This window comes from Streptomyces sp. NBC_00078 (assembly GCF_026343335.1).
Taxonomy (GTDB): Bacteria; Actinomycetota; Actinomycetes; order Streptomycetales; family Streptomycetaceae; genus Streptomyces.
This window is the reverse complement of sequence record NZ_JAPELX010000001.1, coordinates 4,016,638-4,030,130: the sequence shown is the minus strand read 5'-3', so window position 1 is coordinate 4,030,130 and position 13,493 is coordinate 4,016,638. Positions and strand designations below refer to the sequence as shown.

The window sequence follows — 13,493 nt, the reverse complement described above, 5'->3', positions numbered from 1 at the left end:
CGATGCCGTCGCCCCCGCTGTCCCAGTCGTCGTTCCCCTCGTCCTTGCCGTCCCTCTCGTCCTGGTCCTCCCTGTCGTCCTTGTCGTCGAATTCCCCGTGGTCGAAGCGGTCCGCGCTGCCGTCGTTCACGCCGCACCCCCGTAACCGGGAGGTGCCCCGGGTGCGCCGGCGTCGTGGGCGGTGGACAGCAGCTGCAGGCCCAGACGGAGCCGACGGCGGGCCTCGTCCTCGGTGACGCCGAGGTCGACCGCGGTCTGGCGGTAGTCGCGGCGCTGGAAGTAGGCCAGCTCCAGGGCGGCCCGCAGCGGGACGGGCATGGACTGCACGATGTAGTCGGCGCGGGCGGCGACCGAGGCGCGGCGCACCCTGCGCTCCAGGTCCTCGGCGGAACCGCCCGAGCCCTGGGCCAGGGCGGCGGTCTCGGTGGCCCGCAGCCGCTGCACGGCCAGGCGGTGCGTCAGCGTGGCGACCCAGGACCGCAGGGGGCCCGTCCTGGGGTCGTACGCCTCGGGGTGCTCCCAGACGTGCGCGAAGACGTCGCGGGTGATGCCGTCGGCCGCGCGCTCGTCGCCGAGGACGCGGTGGGCGAGGCCGTGCACGAGTGAGGCGAACCGGTCGTACAGCTCGCCGAGGGCGGCCGCCTCACCGCGTGCGAGCCGCTGCTGCATCCTGCGGTCCCAGCGGGGCGGTGTGTCCTTCTTCGCCATCCGGATCCCTCACCCCTGCCCCTGCCCGTGCCTCGGCCCAGTCTGTGTCCACCGTCTCCTCGAATGTAGTCGGCACGTCTGACAGTGCACGCCCCTTTGTAGCAATGAGCGCCCCCTGGCCGGCCGCAGGTGATAGTGGACGGTCACCTACCCGGTTCAGATCTGATCGAACAGGATCGAAGACGACTAAAACAAGCCTCTTCTGATCGGTTTCCGTTTTTGGCGCCGCGTTTCAGGGAACGGCCGCTGGGCAGCCGCGCTGCAGGGAAGCGAAGGTACGGCTTCCGGTTGCGGGGGTTCCGGCGAACGAAGGGCATGGTGGTGACGTTCAAAGTGACCTGCGTCGATCAGGGCGAATGGGCCGTGCTCCGGGTGTCCGGCGAACTGGATCTCGTGACATCGCCGACGCTGCGGCAGCACGTGCATGACGTGGTGGCCGAGGGCCGGCACTGTCTCGTCCTGGACCTCGACGACGTGTTCTTCTGTGACTCCAGCGGCGTCGGCGTGCTCATAGCCGCCCGTCGGCTGATCCGCTCCTGCCAGGGCCGCCTGCGCCTGATCCTCCCGGCGCAGGGCGCGGTCGACGGCTCCCACGTCAACCGTGTCCTCGGCGCGCTGGGCGTCCGCCGCCTGTTCGACGTGTACGCCGACCTGGAGGATGCCGTCACCGAAGAGGCCGGCCCGCTCTCCGCATAGATCCGGTCTCCGCGCAGGTCAGGTGTCCCGCCCAGGTCCGACCCCTGTCCAGGTCCGGTCTCCGTCCAGATCGGATCTTCGCGTACCGTCGCCCGGAGGCTTCTGCCACATCGTTGTCGCAAAATTCCCTCGGTCTTGGCACAAGCGTCGCTTTCCGGCGCTTGGAGGGCCCGGCACGTCGTACGCTCCGTCCAGATAGACCCCGACGTGAGTAAGGCGGCTCGAAGAGACATGGTCAGCAGCGAGTACGAGCGCAGGATCGCCGCCCGGTTCGCCACCTTCGACCAGGACGGCAACGGCTATATCGACCGCGAGGACTTCAACCGCGCGGCGAAGGCGCTGCTCGCCGAGTTCGGCACCGCGGCACGCTCCGACAAGGGGCAGGCGATGTACGCCGGCGCCGAGGCGTTCTGGCAGGGCATGGCCGGGATAGCGGACCGGGACGGCGACCAGCGCATCAACCGGGACGAGTTCGTGTACGGCGCGGTCAAGCGCCTGCGTGACAACCCCGACCGGTTCGCGGAGATCGCCCGCCCCTTCCTGCACGCGGCCCTCGACATCGCCGACACCGACGGCGACGGAGCGGCCACCGTCCAGGACACCGCGCGCGTACTGAGGATCCTGGGTGTGAGCGAGGACATCGCCCTCGCCTCCGCCGCCGCGCTCGACGCCGACGGCGACGGCAGGGTCGGCGAGGCGGAGATCGTCCCGGCGTTCGCCCGCTACTTCACGGTCCCTGAATGAGGTTCTCCCTCACGGTCCCCGAATAGCGCTCGCGCAGCTTGTACTTGAGCACTTTCCGCAGCGTGTCGTTGCGCGGAAGGGCGTCCACCACCTCCAGCTGCTCCGGCAGCTTGTGCACGGACAGCCCTTCCGCGCGCAGATACGAGGTGACGGCGGCCAGCGTCAACCCGTCGGCGCCCGGCGGCTGTTCCACCACCGCACAGACCCGCTCCCCGCGCTCCGCGTCCGGCAGGCCGATCACGGCGACGTCCCCGACGGCCGGGTGGGCGGCCAGCAGGTCCTCGATCTCCTTCGCCGAGATGTTCTCGCCCTTGCGGATGATCACGTCCTTCAGCCGCCCGGTGAGCACCAGATGCCCGCTCGCGGTCAGATGTCCCAGGTCACCGGTCCGCAGGAACCCCTCCGCGTCGAAGGCCTCCGCGGTCTGCGCGGGATCCAGATACCCCTGACAGACGGCCTCCCCGCGCAGCCGCACCTCCCCGTCCACGACGCGTATCTCCATCCCTTCCGGCGGACGTCCCTCCGTCGTCGCCAGGTTCTCCGTGGTGTCGTCCGGCGCCCCCATGGTGATCATCGGCACCTCGGTCATCCCGTACCCGTGCGTGAGCTGCACCCCCATCTCCCGTACGACGGCGTGGTACACCTCCGGCGGCTTGGGTGCCCCGCCGCCCGCGAGCAGCCGTAGCGAAGGAATGACCTTCGCCCCCGGCTGCCTGCGCTGCTCGGCGAGGAACATCGAGTAGAACGCCGTCGACCCGCCCGCCACCGTCACCCCGTGCCGCCGGTAGCCCTCCAGGGCGTCCGGCAGCGCGAACTGCTCGAACATCACCGCGGGGAAGCCGTACAGCAGCAGCATGACCGTGTAGTCGGGGCCGGCGATGTGCGCGTACGGGAACGCCATCGAGCCCACGTCGTCCGCCGACAGGTGCAGCGCGTGCGCGAGACACGAGCCGCCCGCGATCAGCGAACGGTCCGTGTGCAGGACGCCCTTGGGGTCGGAGGTCGTGCCCGAGGTCCAGTAGATCCAGCGCACGGACGTGCCGTCGGAGGGCGGGGCGGGCAGCACGGACGGATCACCGTCGGGCAGGCCGGCACCGTCGTACGCCTCGAAGATCCCCTTCGCTCCCAGCCGCCGCGCCATCCCGGTGTGGTCGAAGCCGCGCCACTCGCCGGGCACGGCGAAGTACTCGGCCTTCGACTCCCGCAGCGCGAAGGCCACTTCACGGTCCCGGTAGAAGGGGATGACCGGGGTCTGTACGGCGCCCAGGCGGGCCAGCGCGAAGGACAGCAGGGCCGTCTCGATGCGGGTGGGCAGCTGCCAGGCGACCACGGTGCCGGGGCGCACGCCCATGTCGTACAGGCCGGCCGCCACGCGCTCGGCACGCGCACGCAGCTCGCCGAAGCTCAGGGAGCGGTCGTCCTGGAGGAGGACCGGGTGGTCCGGGGTGAGGTCGGCGCGGCGGGCGAGAAGTTCCCAGAGGGTGCGGGACGAGCTGAGCGCGTGGGCGGTGTCGTTCACGGCGGCCCCCTTGTGGAGCTGGCATGGAGCTGGCATGGAGCTGAGACAGAACTGACGGGCAGTCAGATCGTGGGCAGAGCGTAGGGCTCGGCGCCTTGTCGGTCCAGGGGGGTGGGGCTAGCCTGCTAGGCGTACCGAGATCTGACGACCCATCAGAAACTGGTCAGTGCCAGGTGGAGGGGACCATGACCGAACTGCCCCGAATCATCAGCGTCGACGACCATGTGATCGAGCCCGCGCACCTCTTCGAGACCTGGCTGCCCCAGAAGTACCGCGACCGCGGCCCGCAGGCCCTCACCGCCGGAATCGGCGAACTCGCCTACGTCGCAGGCAAGTACCGGATCACCATGGACCCGGAAGGCCAGCCGACCGACTGGTGGATCTACGAGGACCTGAAGTTCCCGTACAAGCGCAACATCGCCGCCGTCGGCTTCGACCGCGACGAGATGACCCTGGAGGGGATCACCAGACAGGAGATGCGGCGCGGCTGCTGGGATCCCAGGGCGCGCCTGGAGGACATGGACCTCAACCACGTCGAGGCCAGCCTCTGCTTCCCGTCCTTCCCGCGCTTCTGCGGCCAGACCTTCGCCGAGGCGCACGACAAGGAGGTCGCGCTGGCCTGTGTGCGCGCCTACAACGACTGGATGGTGGAGGAGTGGTGCGGGGACAGCGGGGGCCGGCTGATCCCGCTGTGCCTGATTCCCCTGTGGGACGTCGACCTGGCGGTCGCCGAGATCCGGCGCAACGCCGCGCGCGGGGTGAAGGCGGTGACCTTCTCCGAGATCCCCACCTACCTCGGGCTGCCCTCCATCCACTCCGGCTACTGGGACCCGTTCTTCGCGGTCTGCCAGGAGACCGGGACGGTCGTCAACATGCACATCGGCAGCAGCTCGCAGATGCCGGCCGCCTCCCCTGACGCGCCCCCCGCCGTCCAGGCGTCGCTGAGCTTCAACAACGCCATGGCCTCGATGATGGACTACCTGTTCAGCGGGGTGCTGGTGAAGTTCCCCCGCCTCAAACTCGCCTACTCCGAAGGGCAGATGGGCTGGATCCCGTACGCCCTGGAACGCGCCGACGACGTCTGGGAGGAGCACCGGGCGTGGGGCGGGGTGCGGGACCTGGTCCCGGAGCCCCCGTCGACGTACTACTACCGGCAGATCTTCTGCTGCTTCTTCCGCGACAAGCACGGCGTCGCCTCGCTGGACGTGGTGGGCCGGGACAACGCCACCTTCGAGACCGACTATCCGCACGTCGACTCGACCTTCCCGCACACCAAGGAGGTCGCCCTCGACCATGTGAAGGGCCTCGACGACGAGACGGTCTACAAGCTGATGCGGGGCAACGCGATCCGCATGCTCGACCTCGACCTCGACCGGGACCGGAACCGGGACTCGGGCCTGGACCACTAGTGGACCTGTCGTACACCCCTGAGGAGGAGGACTTCCGGGCGAGGCTGCGGGAGTGGCTCGGCAAGGTGCTGCCGGCCCTGCCGCCGAAGCCGTCCCCGGACGACTGGCCCGCGCGCCGGGCCTACGACCTCGGCTGGCAGCGGATGCTGTACGACGCCGGGTACGCCGACGTCCACTGGGACGCCTCCCCGACCACGCGGCTGATCTTCCTGGAGGAGACCGAGAAGGCCGGCGCGCCCTACGTGGGTGCTGGCTTCGTCGGGCTGCTGCACGCCGGGCCGACCATCGTCGCCGAGGGAACGCCCGAGCAGCGCGAGCGCTGGCTGCCGCCGATCCTGCGCGGCGAGGAGGTCTGGTGCCAGGGCTTCAGCGAACCGGACGCCGGTTCCGACCTCGCGGCACTGCGCACCCGCGCGCGCAGGGACGGCGACGACTACGTGGTGAGCGGTTCCAAGATCTGGACCTCGCACGCCGAAGTGGCCGACTGGTGCGAGCTGTTGGTCCGTACGGATCCCGAGGCGCAAAAGCACCGCGGCATCACCTGGCTGGCCCTGCCGATGAACGCCCCGGGGATCACCGTACGGCCGCTGCGCACCCTCGCCGGGTCGGCCGAGTTCGCCGAGGTGTTCCTCGACGACGTGCGCGTGCCGGTCACGAACCGGGTCGGGGACGAGAACGACGGCTGGCGCGTGACGATGGTGACGCTGTCCTTCGAGCGCGGCACGGCCTTCGTGGGCGAGGTCGTGGCATGCCGGCGCGTGCTGGGCGAACTCGCCGCCGAGGCCCGCAGGAACGGGCGCTGGGACGACTCCGTGCTCCGGCGACGGCTGGGCAGGCTGAACGCCGAGTTCCGGGCCCTGTGGCGGCTGACGCAGTGGAACGTCAGCGAGGCGGAGGCCGGCGGCGTCCCCGGGGTGGGGGGTTCGGTTTTCAAACTGCGGTACTCGCATGCCCGTCAGGAGTTGTACGACGCCGCGGCCGAGGTTCTGGGTCCTCACGCGTTGGACCTGGCGAGCCCCTGGATGCTCGACCGGCTGTCGTCGTTGTCGTACACCATCGCGGCCGGGACCTCGCAGATACAGCAGAACATCGTGGCGGAGCGGATTCTGGGGCTGCCGAAAGGGCGGTGAGCTGTGAGGTTCCAACTGACCGATGAGCAACGGGCATTGCAGGCCGCCGTGCGTGCAGCCATTGGCCGTCGGGCGTCTGCGGGTTCGTCGTGGCTGGTCGCGCCGCGCGGCGGAGCCGCAGAACGACACAGCCCCGCGCCCCTGTGGGGCGCTGCCGATCCCGGCGCTTCACAGCCGACGGTTCGCGACCCTCGGCCTCGGCTCGATCGCGCGTTGTGGCGGGCCCTCGGAGAGCTGGGGTTCTTCTCTCTGCGCTTGTCCGAGGCGGACTCAGGAGCCGGACTGGGGCTGCCGGAGGCCGTGTTGGTGTTCGAGGAAGCCGGGCGGGCGCTCGTGCCCGGGCCCCTGCTGGCCACGCATCTCGCGGCCGGGGAGGTGCCCGGCGCGGCCACCGGGGAGGTCGTCGTCGCTGCTGCCGACGGGCGGCTTGTGGAGTGGATGGACGAGGCCGATGTCGTCCGGCGGGGGGCCGAGGGGGCTGTGCCGATGGATTCGGTGGACCCGCTGACCCCACTGCACCGGGTGCCTGCGCCGGCTCCGGCCGATCCGGTCGCCGTCCTCCTCACCGCCGCCGAGCAGCTCGGCACGGCCGCGCGCGCGTGCGAACTGGCCGTGCAACACGCCCGGACCCGCGAGCAGTTCGGGCAGCCGATCGGAGCCTTCCAGGCCGTCAAGCACCTGTGCGCGCAGATGCTCGTGCGCGCCGAGGTGGCCCGTGCTGCCGTCTACGCGGCCGCCGTCACCGCCGGCCGGGCCGACATCGCGGCGGCCCGGCTGCTGGCCGACGAGGCCGCCGTGCGCGGTGCCCGCGACTGCCTTCAGGTGCACGGCGGCATGGGCTTCACCTGGGAATGCGAGGTGCATCTGCTTCTCAAGCGGGCATGGGTGCGGGCGCAACGTAGCGGAGGAATTACGGAGAGTGAGGAGCTGCTCGCGGCCGAACTGGTGACCTGAGGGGTGCCGGCCTGGTGTGTCGCGGAAACGGCCCTCGCGGCTGTCGCGGATTGTGGAATACCGGAATTACAGAGCGTTGATATCGGGTTGTGTCCTAGGCGTGACCCGTCACGTCCTGGAGTCGGCGTCCCGCTCCGGTACCTTCTGTGGGATGCGAGTGGTTCCGAGCACGAGTCGTGCCGGTGTTGCCCTTGGGGTGATGCCAGAACCGGCCTGTTCGACTCCCCGCAACGAGCGTCGCACAGTATGCCGCACGGGTACTCCTTCGCGCTGGAATATGCCCGAAGCGCTTGTTGGGGTGACTGTACGTCAACCATGCTGTCTCGTAAGGGATTCACGTTCCGTGACCCTGGCTCTGGGCTCTGCACTGGCTGTTGTCCTGGTCATGCAGAAAATGGCTACGATCGTGGCCCTCGTCGCGGCGCGCGCGTGGCGCGAGGTCATGTGTCCGCCGGTTCGGATGGTGTGAGCGGTGCAGGTGCTTCAGGTGCAGCTGGAAGTCCGGCCCGACCCCGCGGAGGTGGGGCGGGCCCGGAAGTGGGCGCGTTCCCGCCTCGCCGGGTCCGGGATAGAGGTCGACGAGCCGCTCGCCGAGACGCTGATCCTGCTCGTCTCCGAACTGGTCACCAACGCCGTGGTGCACACCGGCTGTCCGGCTGTCCTGCGACTGTCCCTGCCCGGCGTGGCCGGCGAGTCGGCCACGGTCCGCCTGGAGGTGGCTGACGCCAGCGACCGGGCTCCCGTGCCCCGGTGTGCCGGCGGCGACGCGACCGGGGGCCGTGGCCTGGCCCTCGTCGACGGGCTGGCCGACCGCTGGGGCTGGAGCCCCGAGGGTGCGGGCAAGCGCATCTGGTGCGAACTCGACCGCTGCGCACAGTCCCGCCAGGCCGCGGAGGCCTGCATGGGCGGCGCTCCGGCGTACGAGGGGCTCGCGTTCGAGGCGGTGTGACCGGCGCACGTGCGCCGAACGTCCGTCAGTAGCGGTGCATGCGTGCAGAGACCGCTGTCATGCCGTGATCGGCGCGGAGCGATGCGCCGGGATGTGCTTCTGTGCGCGCCCATGGCAAATAGGGCTTAAGTAATAAATCCCCGTACGGGTGTTGACGCGCCGTGTCCGTTTGATCACGCTTGTGGATAGCGATTCGCCGTGAGGGGACGACGAGGGCTTCGGTGACGGGAGCCCCCGACGAGTGCGGGTCGTGATTCGGCGTCGGCTCCCTCAGGGCCAAGAGGGGTCGATGGGGGCCTCCCCGCTCGACCGAAGTCGGGAGTGGGAGAGGGTGCGCCGGAGTCGGCCGGCGGCGGGTGGTGCCGTGCTCGGGGCGGGAGCACCGCGCCGCCGGCCGACGGCCTTCACAGGACGGCGACGGGGGCCACCGGAGTCCCCGTCGCACCGACGAAGGGTTCGGGCATCGCCGACAGCAGGAAGGCGTACCGGCCCACTTCTCCACAGGCTGTGGACAACTCTTCGAGATTCCAGTTCTGGCCCTGCAGCATCCCCATCTCCACCAGGTCCAGCCCGTGCACGGGCAGCCACAGGTCCTCGATCTCGGGCGGAAAGATCTCGAAGGTGAGGGTGTCATTGGCGACGGCGGCGACATCGCGCGCGTGGAACCACTCCGGCGTACGGACCGACAGGCCGGGTGAGGGGTAGCCGTACGCTTCCCTGTCCCCGGCGAGATAGACCTGGATCTGCCCGGTCCGTACGAGCACGATGTCGCCGGCGCGCACCCGCGTACCGGCCATCTCCTCGGCGGCCTCCAGGTCGTCGGGTGTGACCGCGTGCCCGCCCTCCAGCCGGTCGACGCCACGCGCCCGTGCGACGTCCAGCAGCACCCCGCGCGAGACGATGTGCCGGGCCTTGTCGATGCCGCTGAACTCGGCGCCGCCGTGCGGGGTGATGGTGCCCGCGGGGCGGCCGTTGTAGAGCCGGCCCGAGTGCGAGACATGGGTCAGCGCGTCCCAGTGGGTGGCGGCCTGCAGCCCCATGGTCACCGCGTCGTCGCTGCACGCCACCGTCCCCGGGCCGAACAGCTCCTGGTTGATCTGCACCATCGCGTGCAGCGGATTGACCCGCCCCGGGATCATCCCGGTCTGTACGCCGTCCTGCTTCAGGGGCAGGGCGAGGGGGATGCGGCGGCCCGTGCGGACGGTCGCGGCGGCTTCCCGGACGACCTCGTCGGTGATCAGGTTGAGCGTGCCGATCTCGTCGTCTGTGCCCCAACGCCCCCAGTTGTTCACGCGTTTGGCGATGGCATGGAACTCCGGATGGAGCGTGGGTCGGGACGGCGGCCCTGGCATGTGTTGTGACATCGGTCCTCCCCGGGGCTTGTCTCCAGGTATCTGACGGGCCATAAAATCTAACGGTCCGTCAGAAACCGCGGGAAGGGGCCGGGCGTGGGGAACTTCTTGGCAGGCAAGGTCGTCGCCGTGACGGGCGCCGGACGGGGCATCGGCCGTGCGGTGGCGCTGGCCGCCGCGGCCGAGGGAGCGAAGGTCGTCGTCAACGACTACGGCGTGGCGATGGACGGGGCCTCCCCGACGAGCGAGGTCGCCGAGGCCGTCGTCAAGGAGATCGAGGCGGCGGGCGGGGAGGCGGTCGCGGTGGCCGACGACGTCTCCACGATGGCCGGCGGGCAGCGGGTGGTCGACATGGCGCTCTCGTCGTACGGACGACTCGACGGTGTGGTGTGCGTGGCCGGGATTCTGCGCGAGCGGATGCTGTTCAACATGTCCGAGGAGGAGTGGGACCCGGTCGTGGCCACGCATCTCAAGGGCACGTTCACGGTGTTCCGGGCCGCCGCGGCCGTGATGCGGGGGCAACGGGCGGGGACCCTGATCGGGTTCACCAGCGGCAATCACCAGGGGTCGGTCGCGCAGGCGAACTACAGCGCCGCGAAGGGCGGGATCATCTCGCTCGTTCGCAGTGCGGCCCTGGGGCTGAACAAGTACGGGGTGAGCGCCAACGCGGTCGCGCCCGTTGCCCGTACGCGCATGTCGGCGAACGTTCCCATGGAGCTGGCGGAGATCGGGGAGCCGGAGGATGTGGCCGCCCTGGTCGTGTACCTGCTGTCGGAGCGGGCCAGGGAGCAGGCGATCACCGGGCAGGTGTACACGATCGCGGGGCCGAAGATCGCGGTGTGGGCGCAGCCTCGGGAGCTGCGTGCCGCGTACGCCTCCGGCGGGTGGACGCCGGAGCGGATCGCGGAGTTCTTGCCTGGGTCGGTGGGAGTGGATCCGATGCCGATGCTGTCGCGACTGGAGGCCCTGGAGAAGGCGGCGCGGGACGGGGCTCGGCCGAACGCCCGATAACTCGGGGGGTGCGGGTTGTGTGGCGGGTGCGGGCCTGTCGTGGCTGGTCGCGCAGTTCCCCGCGCCCCTTGGAGGCCGTTGCTGTGACCGGCGCTGGGAGGAGACCCCGTGGACTTCGGATTTGCCGCAGAGGATGAGGAGTTTCGAGCCGAGGCTCGGGCGTGGCTCTTCGAGCACGCCGAGGCCGGACAGGATCGGCGCGTCTGGGAGCGCACCTTGGGCAAGGCCGGGTGGATCGGTCTTGGATGGCCCGAAGGCGGATACGGCAACCGGACCGCCACGCTCACCCAACAAGTCGTCTGGGCCGAGGAGTACGCCCGGTCGGGTGCGCCCCCACGCTCGGGCCACATCGGGGAGAACCTCCTTGCGCCCACTCTGCTGGCCCATGGCACGGACGAACACAAGGCCCGCTTCCTGCCTCCCGTCGCCGCCGGTGACGAGCTGTGGTGCCAGGGATACAGCGAACCCGGTGCCGGTTCGGACCTGGCCGGTGTGCGGACCGCCGCCGTGCGGGAGGGGGCGCACTACCGGATCACGGGGCAGAAGATCTGGACGTCACTGGCCCACGAGGCGAACTGGTGCTTCGTGCTGGCCCGCACCGACCCCGGCTCGCAGCGGCACCACGGGCTGACCTTTCTCCTCGTGCCCATGGACCAGCCGGGGCGTGTGGAGGTCCGGCCCATCCGGCAGATGACCGGCACGAGCGAGTTCAACGAGGTCTTCTTCGACGGGGCACGCGCGCGCGTGGAGCATGTCGTCGGCGGTGAGGGCGGCGGCTGGAAGGTCGCGATGAGTCTGCTCGGCTTCGAGCGGGGGGTCTCCACGCTGGCCCAGCAGATCGGGTTCGCGCAGGAACTCGGGCGGGTGGTGCGGGCGGCCGTCCGGTCCGGTGCCGTGCGGGATCCCGTCGTACGGGAGCGGCTGGTGCGGCAGTGGGCGGAGTTGCGGGTCATGCGGTGGAACGCCCTTCGTACGCTGGGGAGTTCGGGGGGTGCCGGGGCGCCCAGTGTCGCCAAGCTGCTGTGGGGCGGCTGGCATCAGCGGCTCGGGGAGCTGGCCATGCAGGTGCGGGGGGCCACGGCCGGGGTCGGTCCGGCCGACTGGTCACTCTCGTCGCCGTACGAACTCGACGCGATGCAGCACCAGTTCCTCTTCTCCCGGGCCGACACGATCTACGGCGGCTCGGACCAGGTTCAGCGCACGATCATCGCCGAGCGCGTGCTCGGCCTGCCCAGGGAGCCCAAGGGGGGCGTCTGATGCGCGGTGTGGTGTTCGACGGCAAGCGGGTCGAGGTGGTCGACGACCTGGAGGTCCGGGATCCGGGACCGGGGGAGGTGCAGGTCGCGATCTCGGCGGCCGGGCTGTGCCACAGCGATCTGTCCGTGGTGGACGGGACCATACCTTTCCCCGTTCCTGTGGTGCTGGGGCATGAGGGGGCGGGGGTGGTGGAGGCCGTCGGTGCGGGCGTCACCCATGTCGCGCCCGGGGACCATGTCGCGCTGTCCACGCTCGCCAACTGCGGTGCGTGCGCGGAGTGCGACCGGGGACGGCCGACGATGTGCCGGCAGGCGATCGGGCGTCCCGGGCAGCCGTTCGTCCAGGGCGGGCGGCCCGTCTTCCAGTTCGCCTCCAACTCGGCCTTCGCGGAACGGACCGTGGTGAAGGCCGTGCAGGCGATCCGGATTCCCAAGGACATTCCCCTGCCGTCCGCCGCTTTGATCGGGTGCGGCGTGCTGACGGGGGTGGGCGCCGTGCTCAACCGGGCCCGGGTGGACCGCGGGGACAGCGTGCTGGTCATCGGCACCGGCGGCATCGGGCTCAACGTCATCCAGGGCGCGCGGATCGCGGGTGCGCTGCGGATCGTCGCCGTCGACGCGAACCCGGCGAAGGAGGCCGTGGCCCGGCAGTTCGGGGCGACGCACTTCCTGACCTCCACGGAGGGGGTGAAGGAGATCCTGCCCACGGGCGCCGACCACGCCTTCGAGTGCGTCGGGCGGGTGGAGCTGATCCGGCAGGCGATCGATCTGCTGGACCGGCACGGACAGGCGGTGCTCCTCGGCGTTCCGCCGGCGACCGCGCAGGCGTCCTTCCTCGTCTCCTCGATGTACCTGGACAAGTCCATCCTGGGCTGCCGGTACGGCTCCTCGCGTCCGCAGCGGGACATCGCCGTCTACGCGGAGCTGTACCGGGCGGGCCGGCTGCTGCTGGACGAACTGGTCACCGAGACCTACCCGGTAGAGGACTTCGAGAAGGCGAGGGCGGACGCGGAGGCGGGACGGGTGGCACGCGGGGTGCTGACATTCTGAGCGGGACGTGAGCCGCCTCCGGCACCCCTCGCGCCACCGTCCCGGAAGGTGCGCCGATAGCTGGTCGGGGTCACCCCGAGCGCCGCCTGAAGGTGCTGCCGCATCGACTGGGCCGTACCGAAGCCGGCGTCCTGGGCGACCTGGTCGACGGTGCTTCCGTACCCGCCAGCTCGAACCGGTCAGGTCAGACTCGGCGGCCAAGTTGGGGCCCCATCCCCGTACGTTGGGGGTGGCCCCTCTTGCCGGAAAGGATCACCGCATGTCATTGGCTGAGTCCTGGGACAGGTACGCGGTCGGGAGCAAGCCGCGCAGGGCCGTGAACGCCAAGGGTGAGACGACCTGGCTGAACTGGCCCAGTACGCCGATCACGGGCCGAACGAGAGCGTTCTCGCTCCCGTGGCCGGGCGCCGGGTGCTGGAACTCGGCTCGGGGAGTGGTAGCAACCTCGCGCACCTCGTGACGCTTGGCGCGACAGGTCAAGGGGTGGACATCGCCCCGTCCGCGAGACGGTCCACGGGAGCGGTGGGGGAACCTGCCAGGCCTTGAGTTCCGTACGGCGGAGGCGACGGCGTTCCTGAACGAGACGGACGAGACATTCGATGTCGTGCTCTCGATCTTTGGCGCCGTGTGGTTCGTCGATTTGGACACCCTGCTCCCGCTGATCCGTTCGCGCATGGCACCAGGCGGCATCCTGGCCTTCTCGCATCTGCCTCCA

At 70.3% G+C, this 13,493-nt stretch carries 13 protein-coding genes and 1 pseudogene; 9 read left to right on the top strand and 5 right to left on the bottom strand.

Going from position 1 to position 13,493, the window contains the following annotated elements:
• Nucleotides 1–126 precede the first annotated feature (126 nt).
• Nucleotides 127–708 carry a sigma-70 family RNA polymerase sigma factor gene (locus OOK07_RS18735; protein WP_266681739.1) on the bottom strand — a complete coding sequence of 194 codons (582 nt, stop codon included), beginning with the start codon at nt 706–708 and terminating at the stop codon, nt 127–129.
• A 315-nt stretch (nt 709–1,023) separates the two neighbouring features.
• Here OOK07_RS18735 and OOK07_RS18730 point away from each other — a divergent pair, with 315 nt between their 5' ends.
• Both OOK07_RS18730 and OOK07_RS18725 read left to right on the top strand, forming a co-directional pair.
• A complete protein-coding gene (locus OOK07_RS18730) occupies nt 1,024–1,404 on the top strand; it encodes an STAS domain-containing protein (protein WP_266681737.1) in 381 nt (126 codons plus the stop codon).
• 231 nt (nt 1,405–1,635) lie between these two features.
• Nucleotides 1,636–2,148, top strand: a complete 513-nt coding sequence (locus OOK07_RS18725; RefSeq protein ID WP_266681735.1) for an EF-hand domain-containing protein — start codon at nt 1,636–1,638, stop codon at nt 2,146–2,148.
• Here the strand turns inward: OOK07_RS18725 and OOK07_RS18720 are convergent.
• Nucleotides 2,132–3,667 (bottom strand): class I adenylate-forming enzyme family protein, encoded by a 1,536-nt coding sequence (locus tag OOK07_RS18720; protein ID WP_266681733.1) that lies wholly within the window; start codon nt 3,665–3,667, stop codon nt 2,132–2,134. The genes OOK07_RS18725 and OOK07_RS18720 overlap by 17 nt on opposite strands.
• A 185-nt stretch (nt 3,668–3,852) precedes the next feature.
• Here OOK07_RS18720 and OOK07_RS18715 point away from each other — a divergent pair, with 185 nt between their 5' ends.
• The 4 genes from OOK07_RS18715 (at nt 3,853) to OOK07_RS18700 (ending at nt 8,109) form a co-directional block, all read left to right on the top strand.
• A complete protein-coding gene (locus OOK07_RS18715; protein ID WP_266797531.1) occupies nt 3,853–5,076 on the top strand; it encodes an amidohydrolase family protein in 1,224 nt (407 codons plus the stop codon).
• Nucleotides 5,076–6,206 carry an acyl-CoA dehydrogenase family protein gene (locus tag OOK07_RS18710; protein ID WP_266681729.1) on the top strand — a complete coding sequence of 377 codons (1,131 nt, stop codon included), beginning with the start codon at nt 5,076–5,078 and terminating at the stop codon, nt 6,204–6,206. The genes OOK07_RS18715 and OOK07_RS18710 overlap by 1 nt, the downstream gene beginning before the upstream one ends.
• A 3-nt stretch (nt 6,207–6,209) precedes the next feature.
• Nucleotides 6,210–7,160, top strand: coding sequence for an acyl-CoA dehydrogenase family protein (locus tag OOK07_RS18705; protein WP_405671720.1), 951 nt, complete (start codon nt 6,210–6,212; stop codon nt 7,158–7,160).
• Nucleotides 7,161–7,632: 472 nt separating this feature from the next.
• Entirely contained in the window at nt 7,633–8,109 is a 477-nt protein-coding gene (locus OOK07_RS18700) for an ATP-binding protein (protein WP_266797529.1), read from the top strand.
• A gap of 404 nt (nt 8,110–8,513) precedes the next feature.
• Here the strand turns inward: OOK07_RS18700 and OOK07_RS18695 are convergent, their stop codons facing one another.
• Entirely contained in the window at nt 8,514–9,473 is a 960-nt protein-coding gene (locus tag OOK07_RS18695) for a cyclase family protein (RefSeq protein ID WP_266797527.1), read from the bottom strand.
• Nucleotides 9,474–9,557: 84 nt separating this feature from the next.
• On the opposite strand from OOK07_RS18695, the gene OOK07_RS18690 reads away from it, so the two are divergent.
• The 3 genes from OOK07_RS18690 (at nt 9,558) to OOK07_RS18680 (ending at nt 12,778) form a co-directional block, all read left to right on the top strand.
• A complete protein-coding gene (locus OOK07_RS18690; protein WP_266797525.1) occupies nt 9,558–10,472 on the top strand; it encodes an SDR family NAD(P)-dependent oxidoreductase in 915 nt (304 codons plus the stop codon).
• Nucleotides 10,473–10,580: 108 nt separating this feature from the next.
• The gene (locus tag OOK07_RS18685; RefSeq protein ID WP_266797524.1) at nt 10,581–11,729 is read left to right on the top strand and encodes an acyl-CoA dehydrogenase family protein; all 1,149 of its coding nucleotides are present in this window, start codon (nt 10,581–10,583) and stop codon (nt 11,727–11,729) included.
• Nucleotides 11,729–12,778 (top strand): Zn-dependent alcohol dehydrogenase, encoded by a 1,050-nt coding sequence (locus OOK07_RS18680; protein WP_266797523.1) that lies wholly within the window; start codon nt 11,729–11,731, stop codon nt 12,776–12,778. The genes OOK07_RS18685 and OOK07_RS18680 overlap by 1 nt, the downstream gene beginning before the upstream one ends.
• Here OOK07_RS18680 and OOK07_RS18675 read toward each other — a convergent pair.
• Together OOK07_RS18675 and OOK07_RS18670 are read right to left on the bottom strand one after the other, a co-directional pair.
• A pseudogene (locus OOK07_RS18675) lies at nt 12,700–12,930 on the bottom strand (AraC family transcriptional regulator); the annotation flags it as partial. The gene OOK07_RS18680 and the pseudogene OOK07_RS18675 sit on opposite strands and share 79 nt — an antisense overlap.
• A 100-nt stretch (nt 12,931–13,030) precedes the next feature.
• A complete protein-coding gene (locus OOK07_RS18670) occupies nt 13,031–13,231 on the bottom strand; it encodes a hypothetical protein (RefSeq protein ID WP_266797522.1) in 201 nt (66 codons plus the stop codon).
• Nucleotides 13,232–13,493: the final 262 nt, after the last annotated feature.